Source organism: Synechococcus sp. PROS-9-1, from assembly GCF_014279775.1.
Taxonomy (GTDB): domain Bacteria; phylum Cyanobacteriota; class Cyanobacteriia; order PCC-6307; family Cyanobiaceae; genus Synechococcus_C.
In genome coordinates this window covers 1235954-1249205 of sequence record NZ_CP047961.1, presented here as the reverse complement: position 1 = coordinate 1249205, position 13252 = coordinate 1235954, and the positions used below count along the sequence as shown (strand labels likewise).

Sequence of the window (13252 nt, the reverse complement as noted above, 5' to 3'; positions counted from 1 at the left end):
AATGAAGTCTCTTGTCTAGGCACGGTGATATGGACTTCCTTGCTGGATGGCTTGGGCTCTGAACAATTGCTCGATTAAGAGAAGTCTTGCAAGCTCATGGGGGAATGTCATCGGTGAGAGGCTGAGCTTCCAATGGGCCAGGGCTTTCAGCTCAGCTGTTAAGCCATCAGCACCACCAATCACGAATGCAAGTCGCTGCGATCCAAGGTTGCTGAGCCGCTCAGCGAAGCTGATTGACGTCAGGGTTTCACCCTGTTCCATCAACATCACAGGCCATTCATCGCTTCGGAGCGTTTGACGAATCGATTCAGCTTCTTTTTCGGGATTGCCATCACGCAACTCAACGATCTTGAGTCCAGGCAGGCGTTTGAGATAGAGCTCGATTCCTTCCTGCACCCAGGCCTTTCGAACTTTTCCGATGGTGATAATGCGGCAGCGAGATGGATTCATCCCAGGGGATCCCAACGCAGGCAGGACTCAGATTGAGTCTTCGTCATCTTCCAAAAGAAGTTGGCCAAACGCCACATACAGCGATTCTTCTTCGCTTCCATCGGCCACCTTCGGACGAGAGGGACGGGTTGTTTTTCCCTGGCCGCCGCGAAGCGGTTGTCTGGACAGGGTCTGGGATGAAGGAGGCGTCTGAGCCGTTGCTTTCGCTTTGTTCTGAGTTGCAACGTGGCGCTCAGCATCCTTGAGCCGTGCCATCAAATGTTCAGGAACAGTGCCATCACTGCTCGCTTTCATCAGTTCCTGAAAAAGGCGTTCAGGATTGTCTTCGGTTTCAATCCGATGGCGCTTTTCGGTCGCCTTCAAAGGGTGATCGGTGTTCTGTTGGGGAGGCGCGATCGGCTCAGGCAAGGAGCGGCCCAACTCCTTGAGGCGCTCCAAGCTACGGGGATCAAAACTCATGAGCAGCCCAGGGTTTCGCGAGTGTCTCGACCGGTCACAGGGTTAACCCCTTCGGCGTTGGCACACAGCACCTTGAGCGCATCAGCTCGCAGAGGCACATTGGTGAAATCAGCGCCTTCAACGGTGACGTTGATGAAGCGTGTATTGAAAGCAAACGCATCCTCAAGCACCGCATTGGTGAGGTTGGTTCCATCAAAGACAGCTGAATCAAGCGTGGCATCACGAAGATTGCTGTTGCTCAGATTGGCGTCTTGGAGCTTGGCCCCGTAGAGGCTTGCACCCTGCAGATCACTCCCAGAGAGATCGGCTTCTCGAAGGTTGGTGAGGTTAAACGTCACACCTTGCATTTCCCGGTTTGAAAAATCGGCTCCAATCAACACCTGCTTGGCATAATCCATGGCCGCAAATGCAGGTTGTATCGGCAAGGCCAGCATGACCCAAAGAACCATCAGCGGAGCCAATAAGCGCAAACGCATCGGGAGTGAGACAACTGCTGTTCAGCCTAGGACTTTTAGATCCGCTTGTTCTTTTCGCATTCAATTACCTGTTTCAAGAAGTTCAGGCGATCTTCTCTGGCGCCCCAAAGCTCAATCAAGACTGGTGGATTATTGATTGGCATCACAGAGAATCGTTGCTCCCTATAAATTTGTTTGAAGATGGAATCAACTTCATCGCGATAGGGGAGATCGATCGGACGAATCCCATCATTTTCCATAGCAACTGGCCACTCACTTGTGATCGGTAAAAAGATCAGTAGATCAAGATTCTGAAGTGAGTCGCGAACTCTTGCTGCTAATGACTCAACAAATTTATCATTGATGTCGGTCGTTCTATGATTTGCAGTGTATTGCGAATAAGCAATGTAATCAACTGGGCATCGATCGAAAATAACGCAGTCACTATCTTGCTGATAGCTCATTAGTCTGCTGATGTTGTAGTACATCTGGATCCCATTATGTAGTCTCGTGCTTTCTTGGCGAAAGCGAATGTCATAGCCCTCATCATGCAACGCTCGAAACGGTTCTTCTTCGCGAATGTAGCGATGATGGCGATTAGTCCAGTCGTTTACGAATGTGCTTTTCCCTTGTGAATGTGTGCCACTAATAGCGATGCGCATCCGAAGATTTAGCTTTGAAGAGTTATAGCCCCCAAGCGCCGTCCTTTAATCGTGCTGAGCGGGGGAATGGTTGAGAGCACATCGTCATGTCGTGTCTTGTTGCCACACTCTCAAGTGCGAGGAGCTCAAGCAGAGCGCTACGTCAAAGAGATTTTGCTGCGTCATGGATGGCGCTTGCTGGAACACAACTGGAGCTGTCGGTATGGAGAAATTGACCTGCTCTTGACGAAGCAGTCTTTCCCGAATCGTCGACTTTTGGTTGTTGAGGTGAAGGCGCGTCGCCGTTCAGGGTTGGATGGCTGGGGCCTTGCTGCGTTTCATCCAGCCAAACGGAGGCGTTTGGCCCGCACTGTGCGCTGCTGGCAGGCCGCTAACCCCTGGAGTGAGGACAGTTATTTCGAAGTCGTGCTGGCGCTCGTGGCACTTCCAGTGCAAAGGCATTGTGTGCGCTGGTTTCGCATCGACGAGCTCGATCGCGTGAGCCGGTGATCACCTTGGTGAGGATTCAGTGATCAGGGCCTGGATGAACGCAATCGCAGCCCTTTGTCCCTGCCGTGGGTTGTTGATGACGAGCCCCGAGACCAATCGCAGTGGGCGGATAAAACTCCATTCACCAGGAATCATGTGGATCAGCATGTGTTGGATGATCTGAATTGGATTGCGACCTCGCTCTTGTCGATCCCGTCTTAGCCGTCGAATCATGCGCAGCAGTAAGGGTGCTTCGAGATAGAACAGCGCCGTGATCAAGCCATCGTCCAGTAGGTCTTGCGGTCCATAGGCGCCTTCGAGCAAGACAAGTTGGTAGCTCTGGTTCAGGGGTTTGCGAGCAACATCACGCGTGCTCATGTCGTAGGTGCGCAAGCTGCTTGCTGTGTGATGCGTGACCTGATCCAGCTCAGCTCGCAACGCGTGAATGTCGATGGCCTCCAGCGTGTCAAATCCGAAGCGTGGGTGAGGTTGTCCATGCTGCTTGTAGTAGTTGTCGCAGCAGATCACGAGCACTTCAATCTCGATCGCGCCCAGTGCTTCTGCTAGCGCAAGGGTGAACCTGGTTTTCCCAACTGCGGAAGGGCCAGTGATGCAAACCACAGGAACCTTTGCCATCACGCTGTTGCTCGAGTCGTTCAATCCTGCATAGGGCACAGTGAAGCAACGCTTTGAATGTCATGACCTTTTCAGGGCACAAGGCCCGCAAGCGTTTCGGCCAGCACTGGCTGATCAATGAGCGAGTGCTGGATCGAATCGTTGAGGCCGCCGAACTCCAGGACGGGGATCGCGTCCTGGAGGTGGGTCCTGGTCGCGGGGCTCTGACCGAACGTCTCTTGGCCTCCCCGGCAGCGGCCATCCATGCGGTGGAGCTTGACCGTGACCTCGTCGCTGGGCTTCAGCAGACCTTTGGAAGCCATCCAAAGTTTTCCCTGCAGGAGGGAGACGTGTTGTCCGTTCCCTTGGAGCTGTCTGGTGGGGTATCTGCCAACAAAGTTGTGGCCAATATTCCTTACAACATCACAGGCCCCTTGCTGGATCGTTTGATCGGTCGTCTCGACCGTCCTGTTGATCCCCCCTATCAACGACTGGTTTTGCTAGTTCAGCATGAGGTTGCTCAACGCATTCGTGCTCGCTCTGGGCACAGCAATTTCAGTGCCTTGAGTGTGCGCATGCAGTTGTTAGGACGTTGCAGCCACGTATGCCCTGTGCCCCCGCGCTGCTTTCAACCACCCCCCAAAGTGCAGTCGGAGGTGATCTGCATCGACCCTTTCCCTGCGGAGCTGCGTCCTACTGCTGCATTAGCCCGTGGGGTGGAGCGTCTACTGAAAATGGCTTTCTTGAGTCGCCGCAAAATGCTCCGCAACACCCTGGCCCCGGTGTGCTCTCCAGATCACTTGCAATCCTTGGCAGAAGAGGCCGGCATTAGCCTTCAACAACGACCCCAGGACGTGGCACCAGAAGCTTGGGTTGCCCTAGCGAAGGGTTTGAATCAATTCGACTCTGCTGCTTGATCGGATGACCGCCACCGTTCGCGTCACCGCTCCCGCCAAAATCAACCTCCATCTTGAGGTGCTCGGTCAGCGATCCGATGGGTTTCACGAATTGGCGATGGTGATGCAAAGCATCGACCTCGCTGATCAGTTGGACTGCTCCAACAGCGCTGATGGATTAATTCAACTGAGCTGTGACCAGCCCGGACTCAGTTGCGGCAGCGACAATTTGGTGATGCGTGCCGCCGAACTGCTCCGACAGCGGTCTGGTTTCAATGAGCTAGGCGCTCATCTGCATCTGCGCAAACGCATTCCCATTGGAGCTGGTCTTGCCGGAGGCTCCAGTGATGGTGCTGCAGCTCTACTAGCGCTTAATACGCTCTGGGGGCTCGGACATACCGAGGATTCTTTACGAGCCATGGCTGCTGAACTTGGCTCCGACATGCCGTTTTGTCTTGCCGGTGGGATTCAGCTCTGCTTCGGTCGAGGCGAATGTCTTGAAACCGTCCATGATGCAGCGCAATCTTTAGGTGTGGTGTTGGTGAAAGATCCCAGCGTCAGCGTTTCGACGCCCTGGGCCTATGGCGAGTGCCGTCGTCTCAAAGGCGAGCACTATTTGAGTGGTGAAGAGGCTTTTGCGCAACGGCGGCAGGATCTGCGTGCAGCGTCGTGGTTGCACCCTCTGCGAGCGGCTGAGCCACCTCCGCTTCGCAATGATTTGCAGAATGTGGTGGCACCTCAAACGGCCTCTGTGCGAACGGCCCTGCGTTTGCTCCAGGATCTTCCCGGGCAACTGAGAACAGCGATGAGTGGTTCTGGTCCTAGCTGCTTCGCCCTGTTCCCCAATCGACTTGATGCCGATAAGGCTTTGGATGCAGCCCGTGATTCCTTCGCGCAGGCAGGTTTTGACGCGTGGAGTTGTTCATTCGTGGGTCATGGCGCCAAGCTGATGGCATGAGCACGAATGGCATGAGTGGTAGTGAGATCCAGACGCCAGAGGCGCCTTCAAAGCGCAAGAAGGGGCCGATCAGTTTCCTTTCGGGCTCTCTCACAAGTTTGTTGATGAGCTGGCTCAGTCTCAAATTGAGCACAGGGATGGTGACCTATTTCGCAAACCGTCCATCCACGTTTAGTTCTCCCACCGCTCAAAGCATTGCCTCTGCCTTGAAGACGTTGTTGATCGGCATGTGTTTTCTAGGCACATTCAGTTGTGCCTTTATTGGGATTGGGCTGTTCCTTGTGTTTCTTCGCAGTCTTTTCACAGGCAAAGAACCTGATGCTGTCTAGCCTCAGATCACTGTCCTGAACTGCCATAGGCAGTTATTGGTGATGACTCCCCACGATCTTGGTCAGCTGATCCTGCTGCTCTCTCCGGGGTTACTTCTCTCCGTGCTCCTGCTCACGACGTTTGCTGCAGGGGGCTGATTATTTCGTTGCTGAGATAGCTTGGCCACTCACGCCGGCTTGGCCGGGATTGCAGCAACGCCGTGGCAGGGACTCTTCTCTTCAACGCACTTCGTGAGGCCATCGACGAGGAGATGGCCCGAGATCCCCACGTTTGCGTGATGGGTGAAGACGTCGGCCAATACGGCGGCTCTTACAAAGTCACCAAGGATCTTTACGAGAAATACGGAGAATTACGCGTCCTCGACACGCCGATTGCTGAAAACAGTTTTACGGGGATGGCTGTTGGTGCAGCGATGACGGGCTTAAGGCCAATCGTGGAAGGCATGAACATGGGCTTCTTGCTTTTGGCGTTCAATCAGATCTCCAACAACATGGGGATGCTGCGCTACACCAGTGGCGGCAATTTCACCATTCCCACCGTGGTGCGTGGTCCAGGTGGCGTGGGTCGTCAGCTAGGGGCTGAACATAGTCAGCGCCTTGAGGCCTATTTTCATGCCGTTCCTGGCATCAAGATCGTTGCTTGCAGCACGCCCACCAATGCCAAGGGGCTGATGAAGGCTGCGATTCGCGACAACAACCCAGTGCTCTTTTTTGAGCATGTGTTGCTGTACAACCTCACAGAAGAGCTTCCAGAAGGGGATTACACCTGCGCTCTTGATCAAGCCGATCTGGTGAAAGAGGGCAGTGACGTCACGATCCTGACCTACTCACGCATGCGTCACCATTGCTTGAAAGCTGTCGAGCAGCTTGAAGCGGATGGCATCAGTGTTGAGTTGATCGACTTGATCAGCCTCAAGCCCTTCGATATGGAAACGATCGCCCGCTCGATCCGTAAAACCCATCGGGTGATTGTGGTTGAGGAGTGCATGAAGACCGGCGGGATTGGTGCAGAACTGATTGCCTTGATCACCGAGCATTGCTTCGACGATCTCGATGCCCGGCCCATTCGCTTGTCCAGCCAGGACATTCCCACGCCTTACAACGGCAATCTTGAAAATCTGACGATTATTCAGCCCCACCAAATTGTGGAAACGGCTCAGGCCATCGTGCGCACGGGGCTCTGATTCATGGCCCGTCAACAGGGGTGGTTCGCCCTCATCCTCGCTCTAGCTATCGCTGCTGGATCCGTTCTCACAAGCTTCCCTCTTCAGTTGGGGCTTGATCTGCGCGGAGGTAGCCAGCTCACCCTGGAAGTGCAGCCAGCGGGTGAGATCACCAAAGTGAAAGCTGAGCAGCTTGAAGCCGTGAAGGCCGTGCTGGATCGACGCGTCAATGGTTTAGGTGTCGCCGAATCCACCCTCCAGACCGTGGGCGATAACCAACTGGTCTTGCAGCTTCCAGGAGTGACCGATCCATCCAGAGCAGCGCGGGTGCTTGGCAGTACAGCGTTGCTGGAGTTTCGGTCACAGAAGCCTGGTTCAGAAGACGAATTACGCAGCTTGATTCAACTCAGAGCACAGTTGAAAAGCGTGCTGGCGTTGAACGAAAGCAAGGATCCATCAGAGGCAGCCGATCAAGACGATGGACCTACTCGTGAGCAGTTGGCGAAGGCCCAAAAAGAGTTGGGTCTGGAAGGCACTGCTGATTCTGAGCAAGAGCAGTTGGAACAGCTACTCGCTCGTGCCAACGAACAAATTGTGGAACGGTTCGATCCGGCGGAGCTCACCGGTAAGGATCTCGTCACCGCCGGGCGCCAACAGCAGCAAAACGGCAACAGCTGGGAAGTGACGCTCACCTTCAATCGAGAGGGGGGTGACAAATTTGCAGAGCTCACCCGTTCGATCGCAGGCACCGGGCGTCTGCTCGGCATCGTGTTGGATGGTCGTCCCATCAGCGAAGCCAGCGTGGGTGACCAATTCAAAGCCGCTGGTATTACCGGTGGCTCTGCTGTGATCACAGGCAATTTCAGCGCTGAGGAAGCCCGGGACCTTGAGGTGCAGCTGCGTGGGGGCTCCCTGCCTCTTCCTGTTGAAATTCTTGAGGTGCGCACGATCGGTCCCAGTCTTGGTGCTGAAAATGTGCGTCGCAGCCTGATTGCCGCACTTGCGGGCCTGGTGTTGGTGGCCATTTTCATGCTGCTCGTCTATCGACTTGCAGGGGTGGTGGCTGTGTTGGCACTCAGTCTTTATGCCTTGTTCAACCTGGCGTCCTACGCGCTGATACCGGTCACCCTCACGCTGCCTGGAACGGCAGGGTTCATTCTCAGTATTGGTATGGCGGTGGATGCCAACGTGTTGATTTTTGAGCGCATCAAAGACGAATTACGCCGAGGCAACACCTTGATCCGCTCGATCGAAACTGGGTTCTCTCAAGCCTTCTCCTCGATCGTTGATGGTCACATCACCACGCTGATTAGTTGCGCTGCGTTGTTCTTCCTCGGGACGGGTCTGGTGAAAGGTTTTGCGGCAACGCTGGGAATCGGTGTTCTGCTCAGCCTGTTCACGGCACTGACATGTACGCGCACGCTTTTGCGCTTCTTGATGGGCTATCAATCGCTGCGCCGCCCAACCAATTTTCTGCCCGCAGGGCAGCTGCCTTCCTCCGCTGCTTGAGCCATGGCTGTGTCCTCCCCAACTGGTCAAGAACGCCCTTTGCGTTTTCCTCTGAGCCGTCAACGGCGAAAAGTTTGGTTGATCTCCGTGATTGTGCTGTTGATCAGCACGCTTGGTTTAGTGCTGAGCTGGACCAATCCTCAGATTCGCTCTCCTTTAAGGCCTGGACTCGATTTCACAGGTGGAACCCAAATCCAGCTTGAGCGCGTGTGCGGAGATCGTTGCCAAGACATCAGGGCAATCGATATCCAGCAGAAGCTTGAAAGCCTCGCTTTAACTTCTGAAGCAAGCGATCAAGACTCCGACACCCTGCCTAATCTCGCTGCAGTTCGGGTTCAGCTGCTCGACAGGGGTGAATCGGTGGTCTTGCGCATGCCAGCGTTGTCCGCTTCACAGGGGCAGGCCGTAATTGAGGCTGTCGAGCCCATTGCTGGTCCCTTTGAAGTGGGTGGCCAATCGGTCGACACCATTGGTCCAAGCCTTGGGGGGCAATTGCTGCGCAGCAGCTTGATCTCTTTGCTGGTGGCGTTTGCTGGCATCGCTGTTTACATCAGCGTCCGCTACGACGGGCGTTATGCCGTTTTGGCACTCGTGGCCTTAGGCCATGACGTGTTGATTGTTTGTGGTTGCTTCGCCTGGCTTGGATTGATGAGCGGGTTGGAAGTCGACAGTTTGTTTGCCGTTTCACTCCTCACCATCGCCGGCTATTCGGTGAATGACACCGTGGTGGTGTTTGATCGCATCCGCGAACGCCAACGTGAAGACAGTGACCTACCCCTGGATGCTCAGGTGGATCGTGCCGTTTCCGCGACTCTTACCCGCACTCTGTACACCAGTGGCACCACCTTGCTACCTCTCTTGGGTCTGATTCTGTTTGGTGGATCCACCTTGTTTTGGTTTGCAGTGGCGCTTGCGATTGGCGTGATTGTGGGCAGCTGGTCGAGTATTGCTCTGGCCCCTTCCCTTCTCAGTATTTGGCCCAGACAACGCACGGCGGGTGCCTGATTTGGCCATCACTCCAAGCTCTCCATCCCAACGCTGGGTGCCCCTGCTGTTGGGCGTTCTGGCTCTGTTGGATTTACGCGTGGAGCTTCGGCTCCTGTTGGATCACATCACGTTGACCAGCCTGATTTTTGCGATTCGGCACCATCTCCTGGCGGTGGTGGTCATTCTTCTTCTTCCCTCCATTTGGCGTCACTACGGACCCGTGCGTCGGTCTGAGCTCTGACTCCTAAGTTGGATGTCCGCCTCGAATGCATGATGTCGCTTGATCTCGACGCCAAGAAAACCCTCCTTAGGAAAATCCCCCATGGCTTGTTCATCTGTGGTGTTGCAGAAGGGGATCAAGTCAACGGGTTCACCGCTAGTTGGGTGACTCAGGGATCGTTCGATCCCCCCCTTGTTGTGATGGCTGTTCGTGCCGACAGCACCAGCAACGGCATGATTCAACGCACGCGCCGCTTCTCCCTCAACGTATTGGCAGCCGATCAGAAGGATCTGGCCGCTGTGTTTTTCAAGCCTCAGCAAGCGGTTGGCGGACGCTTTGATGCAGCACCATTCACAACGGGCGAGCTCGGTTTACCGATCCTTAAGGACGCCCTCGGTGCCGTGGAGTGTGAGCTCGTGGGTGAACTTGCCCATGGCGATCACACCGTGTTTCTGGGGGAAGTGAAATCAGCGATTCTCCACCGTGATGCTGCTGCCCTCGAGCTCAGCAGCACGGGATGGCAATACGGGGGGTAACTCCCAGCGATCCATGATTTGCCTGATCACCACTTGCTGCATGATCACTTGAAGCACCACCACCAGCGGTAACGCGAGCAGCACGCCTGGCAGTCCGAGCAGGGCTCCCAGGCTTAATTGGGCGGTCAAGGCCACCGTTGGCAAGAGATTCACCGTCCGACTGAGCAGCACAGGCGTCAAGACAAAAGCTTCGAGGTTTTGCAGTGCAAGCCGCAAGACCAAAACCTGCACCATCAGGGTTGGGGAGATCAGAAGGGCAATCCCCATCGGCAAAAGCGTTGCGGCTGTAGGCCCAATCGTGGGGACAAAGGTGAGCAAGCCACACACCAAGCCGCTGAGCAGGGCCAAAGGCACACCAAGGATGGCGAGTCCTGTCCAGGTGAGGAGAAACACCGCGGTTGCTGAAATGGTCATGCCGGCAAGCCATCCGCCAAGAGCGTCACGGCAGCGATCCAGCAATTCCGTGACCTGAGCCCGTGCAGGGCGTGGACTCACGGCGATCAGCATCTGCCGATGAGAATTGGGATCCAGCGCGAGCAGAATCGCCAGCAGACTCATCAGGAGCACCTGAATCAAGCCATTTGCAGCACCACCGGCATAACCAAGAAGCTGTGCTCCAACGGGCTGAATCCCTGTCCAGCTAAGCGATTCAGAGGGACTGATGTTCAGCTCTGCCAGGCTTGGTTGCGTGGCGATGATCGATTTGATTTTGTCGATCAGATTGGGTAACAGGGCGGTGAGTTGTTCAAATTGACCCAGCAGTTCTGGGAGGAGGAGCTGAACCACCAAGGTTCCGCCGAGGAACAGGATCACCAGAACCAGCAACAGCGCAACGGGCCGTTTGAGCCTGAAGCGTTGTATCAACTTCTGAATCGGAACGTCGAGTGCCACGGCCAACACGACGGCTCCGAACAGAATCAGCAGCACCCAGCGCAGCTGCCACAACAGCAGTGTGAGCAGGATGGATGTGAGGGCAATCAGCAGGGTGCGAGCGTTCATGAGGCCAGTTTCTGTCGCTTCCAGGGGTCAAGAAGATCGTTTACGACGACTTCGCGAATCAGCACCTGCAATACAACCGCTAAAGGGAGAGCAAGCAACAGGCCAAGAGGACCGAACAGAACGGTGAATACAAATTGAGCGGCAAGAGTGAGCCCAGGAAGCAAATTGACCTGGCGCTGCATCACCGAAGGCGTGATGACATAGCTCTCAAGGTTCTGAATCACGATGTACAGCCCCAAGACAGCTAATGCTTTCCATGGGGCATCGAGGAGAGCAACGGACATCGGAAAGACGGTGCTGAGCGTGGGTCCCACATTCGGAATCACGTTGAGTAAGCCTGCCAGCAAGGCATTGGCCATCACCAGCTTCACGCCCAAAAGTGAGAGTCCGATTCCTGCCAAAACAGCAACACAAACGGAACTGATCAACACGCCGATCATCCAGCTGCTGAGAGCTTCGCCGCACATGTTGAGGATGGCGCGAGCTCGCTTTCGATAAAAGGACGGCAACAACTGAATGCCAACGTTCTTGTAGGCATGCGGTTGGACCGCCACCATCAAGGTGACGGCAAAGACGAAGAGAAGCTGCAGCACACCACTGCCGACATTGCCTGCCAAGCCAAGAAGGCTCAGAAATCCTCCAGTCACGCTGGAGGCAATGGCTGGCCCGCCTGGACTCTCAGCTAAGCCTTTGGGAAAGAGCAGTTGGCTCCAATTGCTGGAACTTCCACTGCCGTAGACCATTGAGTTAACCGACGAAAAAGCCTGCACCAAAAGTTCTTTCAGGGCTTTTGCGGCAGATGGAAGCTGAAGAATCAGTTGTTGAAACTGGCTCGTAAAGGGCGGCACGATCACGGTTAAGCCAACCGCAACCATCACCACGAGACCCAACAAACAGACCAACAGTGCCAAGGGTCTAGGAAGGTTCCAACGCTGACGAAGGGATCCAACAAGGGTGCAAAGAGCCATTGCCAAAACAATGGCGGCAAACAAGTGAATCAGGACTTCACGAAGACTCCAGAACAACAGCCCCGTTGCCAGAACAGCGCAAAGTCCAAGCCAGTGTTGAAGCTTCACCCGTTCTCGTTATCACTCGCTGCAGCTTCGCCTGAATCCTGGGAATAACCAAGACCTGAGGAATCTGCATATCTCTGTGCAAAGCGCATGAAACGCTCAAAATCCTGCTCGCTTTTCCAGGTGTAGGTGGCTTCCAAGGCGCTTGGTTTGCCGTTCACAAACTTTCCATTGACCTCCCGCGTGACGAGTGTGCCCTCCTCGTCGATCATGAACATCCCTGTGATCGCCTCCATCACTTCAGGAGCCAGTGCCTCGGGTTGTTCAAACACGAAGATGGCCTGTCCAGTGCGTCCGTCACGACTGCGTGTGACGCGGATGTCGGGAACGACGGGTTCATCCACGCCGCTCAGAAACTGGATCACTGCCTTGCTTCCGTCTGCCATGAATGCTGCTCCAATACCTGAGCGGGATCTTAAGGGGCTTCGATCGGTAGAACGCGACCGGTGTTCAGCAGTTCGATTGCCGCATTCTGCGGATTGCGCCCACTGAGATCAATATTGGATGTTTCGCGGGCTTGTTTGAGTTCGTGGTCGTAGCAGCGGTCGTAGTAGTCGAGCATCGCCCTGCAAGCATCGCGCCAGCGACGATCTCTGATCGCTTCTAAGGCTGCTTGTGTCCTTTGAGGACCGAGTCTGCGCTGGATGCGTTCCGTGGCTTGTCGTAGCTGATCGGGGTCTTGGCAGGCATACACGTCTACGAGTTGATCAATCCGTTCATCAAGACTGCGGCGAATTTCGAGCACCGGTGCTTGCTGCATCTGCTCAAACAGTGCTTTGGGGATGCGGCAACAGCCCACAGAAGAGCTCTCGGCTTCGAGCCAAATTTGTGGGGCTTGTCGTTTTCCATAGCCATCCAAAGCTTCAGCCAGTTCATTTTCGTAATGCTCAGTGCTGGGCTGATTGGGTTGACCAAGACCACCGAAACTGCTTCCGCGGTGATGAGCCAGCCCCTCCAAATCCACCACAGCCACATTCAAAGCTTGCAAGGCGATTAGAAGATCTGTCTTACCCGTGCCCGTTTGTCCCCCAAGCAGCCGGACTGGCCAGGGGCGCTCAAATTGCTCGAGCACCCAGCGTCGATACACCTTGTATCCACCTTCGAGAACAAGGGTGGGATGGTCTTGGAGAGACGCGAGCCACGCCATGCTGTTGGAGCGCATCCCTCCACGCCAGCAGTAGAGCCGAAGTGGCTGGTCGGGGCCTCCAGCTGCCTTCGTAAGTGCTTTGGAAAGATCGACAAGGGCAGGCCCGGTGAAGCTCAGGCCCAGCTCGATGGCTTGTTTTCTGCCCTTTTGCTTGTAGGTGCGACCCACGATGGCTCTCTGTTCATCGTCAAACAGCGGGATGTTGATTGCTCAAGGCCAATGGCCCTGTGCGAATTCTGATGGAGTGCGCACATCAACCAGCGTTCCGCTCGCTGCCCGAAACTGATCGATTCCGCTCACGTATGTGGATCCCATCCCTGACATAG

General features: G+C 55.1%; 17 protein-coding genes and 1 pseudogene. 9 read left to right on the top strand and 9 right to left on the bottom strand.

The features are described from left to right. Window positions 1-15: 15 nt before the first annotated feature. The 4 genes from SynPROS91_RS06585 to SynPROS91_RS06570 are packed head-to-tail and all read right to left on the bottom strand — an operon-like array spanning window position 16 to window position 2026. On the bottom strand, window positions 16-450 hold the full coding sequence (locus tag SynPROS91_RS06585) for a 23S rRNA (pseudouridine(1915)-N(3))-methyltransferase RlmH (RefSeq protein WP_186515724.1): 435 nt from the start codon (window positions 448-450) through the stop codon (window positions 16-18). A gap of 27 nt (window positions 451-477) precedes the next feature. Further along, window positions 478-909: a hypothetical protein gene (locus tag SynPROS91_RS06580; RefSeq protein WP_186515723.1), complete on the bottom strand. Its 432-nt coding sequence runs from the start codon at window positions 907-909 to the stop codon at window positions 478-480. Next, window positions 906-1385: a pentapeptide repeat-containing protein gene (locus SynPROS91_RS06575; protein WP_186515722.1), complete on the bottom strand. Its 480-nt coding sequence runs from the start codon at window positions 1383-1385 to the stop codon at window positions 906-908. The genes SynPROS91_RS06580 and SynPROS91_RS06575 overlap by 4 nt, the downstream gene beginning before the upstream one ends. 35 nt (window positions 1386-1420) lie before the next feature. After that, window positions 1421-2026 carry an AAA family ATPase gene (locus tag SynPROS91_RS06570; RefSeq protein ID WP_186515721.1) on the bottom strand — a complete coding sequence of 202 codons (606 nt, stop codon included), beginning with the start codon at window positions 2024-2026 and terminating at the stop codon, window positions 1421-1423. Between the two features lie 66 nt (window positions 2027-2092). On the opposite strand from SynPROS91_RS06570, the gene SynPROS91_RS06565 reads away from it, so the two are divergent. Next, window positions 2093-2515: a YraN family protein gene (locus SynPROS91_RS06565; protein WP_186515720.1), complete on the top strand. Its 423-nt coding sequence runs from the start codon at window positions 2093-2095 to the stop codon at window positions 2513-2515. Here SynPROS91_RS06565 and SynPROS91_RS06560 read toward each other — a convergent pair whose 3' ends face one another. After that, complete coding sequence (locus SynPROS91_RS06560) at window positions 2516-3130, bottom strand: uridine kinase (protein ID WP_186515719.1); 615 nt, start codon at window positions 3128-3130, stop codon at window positions 2516-2518. It abuts the gene before it with no gap. Between the two features lie 62 nt (window positions 3131-3192). Here SynPROS91_RS06560 and rsmA point away from each other — a divergent pair, with 62 nt between their 5' ends. The 8 genes from rsmA (at window position 3193) to SynPROS91_RS06520 (ending at window position 9707) form a co-directional block, all read left to right on the top strand. Further along, on the top strand, window positions 3193-4026 hold the full coding sequence (gene rsmA / locus SynPROS91_RS06555) for a 16S rRNA (adenine(1518)-N(6)/adenine(1519)-N(6))-dimethyltransferase RsmA (protein WP_186515718.1): 834 nt from the start codon (window positions 3193-3195) through the stop codon (window positions 4024-4026). A gap of 4 nt (window positions 4027-4030) precedes the next feature. Then, complete coding sequence (ispE, locus tag SynPROS91_RS06550) at window positions 4031-4963, top strand: 4-(cytidine 5'-diphospho)-2-C-methyl-D-erythritol kinase (RefSeq protein ID WP_186515717.1); 933 nt, start codon at window positions 4031-4033, stop codon at window positions 4961-4963. Window positions 4964-4974: 11 nt separating this feature from the next. Further along, entirely contained in the window at window positions 4975-5292 is a 318-nt protein-coding gene (locus tag SynPROS91_RS06545; protein WP_186519560.1) for a DUF3082 domain-containing protein, read from the top strand. A gap of 200 nt (window positions 5293-5492) precedes the next feature. After that, window positions 5493-6476, top strand: coding sequence for a pyruvate dehydrogenase complex E1 component subunit beta (locus tag SynPROS91_RS06540; protein ID WP_186515716.1), 984 nt, complete (start codon window positions 5493-5495; stop codon window positions 6474-6476). Window positions 6477-6479: 3 nt separating this feature from the next. Continuing rightward, window positions 6480-7964 (top strand): protein translocase subunit SecD, encoded by a 1485-nt coding sequence (gene secD, locus SynPROS91_RS06535; protein WP_186515715.1) that lies wholly within the window; start codon window positions 6480-6482, stop codon window positions 7962-7964. Between the two features lie 3 nt (window positions 7965-7967). After that, entirely contained in the window at window positions 7968-8969 is a 1002-nt protein-coding gene (gene secF / locus SynPROS91_RS06530; RefSeq protein WP_186515714.1) for a protein translocase subunit SecF, read from the top strand. A gap of 7 nt (window positions 8970-8976) precedes the next feature. Continuing rightward, on the top strand, window positions 8977-9192 hold the full coding sequence (locus SynPROS91_RS06525) for a hypothetical protein (RefSeq protein ID WP_186519558.1): 216 nt from the start codon (window positions 8977-8979) through the stop codon (window positions 9190-9192). 32 nt (window positions 9193-9224) lie between these two features. Beyond that, entirely contained in the window at window positions 9225-9707 is a 483-nt protein-coding gene (locus SynPROS91_RS06520) for a flavin reductase family protein (protein WP_186519556.1), read from the top strand. On the opposite strand, the gene SynPROS91_RS06515 is transcribed toward SynPROS91_RS06520, so the two are convergent. The 4 genes and pseudogenes from SynPROS91_RS06515 to mnmH form a co-directional block, all read right to left on the bottom strand. After that, the gene (locus tag SynPROS91_RS06515) at window positions 9639-10706 is read right to left on the bottom strand and encodes an AI-2E family transporter (RefSeq protein WP_186515713.1); all 1068 of its coding nucleotides are present in this window, start codon (window positions 10704-10706) and stop codon (window positions 9639-9641) included. The two genes, SynPROS91_RS06520 and SynPROS91_RS06515, sit on opposite strands and share 69 nt — an antisense overlap. Beyond that, window positions 10703-11782 (bottom strand): AI-2E family transporter, encoded by a 1080-nt coding sequence (locus SynPROS91_RS06510; protein WP_186515712.1) that lies wholly within the window; start codon window positions 11780-11782, stop codon window positions 10703-10705. Before SynPROS91_RS06510 ends, SynPROS91_RS06515 begins: the two co-directional genes overlap by 4 nt. After that, on the bottom strand, window positions 11779-12165 hold the full coding sequence (gene psb28, locus SynPROS91_RS06505; protein WP_186515711.1) for a photosystem II reaction center protein Psb28: 387 nt from the start codon (window positions 12163-12165) through the stop codon (window positions 11779-11781). Before psb28 ends, SynPROS91_RS06510 begins: the two co-directional genes overlap by 4 nt. Before the next feature lie 29 nt (window positions 12166-12194). Then, window positions 12195-13250, bottom strand: a pseudogene (gene mnmH / locus SynPROS91_RS06500) (tRNA 2-selenouridine(34) synthase MnmH). Window positions 13251-13252: the final 2 nt, after the last annotated feature.

What these genes read in the sequence shown, in the direction of transcription:
- psb28 (WP_186515711.1), bottom strand. Translation starts at nt 12,165, where the DNA reads ATGGCAGACGGAAGCAAGGCAGTGATCCAGTTTCTGAGCGGCGTGGAT.
- SynPROS91_RS06580 (WP_186515723.1), bottom strand. Translation starts at nt 909, where the DNA reads ATGAGTTTTGATCCCCGTAGCTTGGAGCGCCTCAAGGAGTTGGGCCGC.
- SynPROS91_RS06560 (WP_186515719.1), bottom strand. Translation starts at nt 3,130, where the DNA reads ATGGCAAAGGTTCCTGTGGTTTGCATCACTGGCCCTTCCGCAGTTGGG.
- ispE (WP_186515717.1), top strand. Translation starts at nt 4,031, where the DNA reads ATGACCGCCACCGTTCGCGTCACCGCTCCCGCCAAAATCAACCTCCAT.
- SynPROS91_RS06585 (WP_186515724.1), bottom strand. Translation starts at nt 450, where the DNA reads ATGAATCCATCTCGCTGCCGCATTATCACCATCGGAAAAGTTCGAAAG.
- rsmA (WP_186515718.1), top strand. Translation starts at nt 3,193, where the DNA reads ATGACCTTTTCAGGGCACAAGGCCCGCAAGCGTTTCGGCCAGCACTGG.
- SynPROS91_RS06570 (WP_186515721.1), bottom strand. Translation starts at nt 2,026, where the DNA reads ATGCGCATCGCTATTAGTGGCACACATTCACAAGGGAAAAGCACATTC.
- SynPROS91_RS06565 (WP_186515720.1), top strand. Translation starts at nt 2,093, where the DNA reads ATGGTTGAGAGCACATCGTCATGTCGTGTCTTGTTGCCACACTCTCAA.
- SynPROS91_RS06575 (WP_186515722.1), bottom strand. Translation starts at nt 1,385, where the DNA reads ATGCGTTTGCGCTTATTGGCTCCGCTGATGGTTCTTTGGGTCATGCTG.
- SynPROS91_RS06515 (WP_186515713.1), bottom strand. Translation starts at nt 10,706, where the DNA reads ATGAACGCTCGCACCCTGCTGATTGCCCTCACATCCATCCTGCTCACA.
- SynPROS91_RS06520 (WP_186519556.1), top strand. Translation starts at nt 9,225, where the DNA reads ATGTCGCTTGATCTCGACGCCAAGAAAACCCTCCTTAGGAAAATCCCC.
- secF (WP_186515714.1), top strand. Translation starts at nt 7,968, where the DNA reads ATGGCTGTGTCCTCCCCAACTGGTCAAGAACGCCCTTTGCGTTTTCCT.
- SynPROS91_RS06545 (WP_186519560.1), top strand. Translation starts at nt 4,975, where the DNA reads ATGAGTGGTAGTGAGATCCAGACGCCAGAGGCGCCTTCAAAGCGCAAG.
- secD (WP_186515715.1), top strand. Translation starts at nt 6,480, where the DNA reads ATGGCCCGTCAACAGGGGTGGTTCGCCCTCATCCTCGCTCTAGCTATC.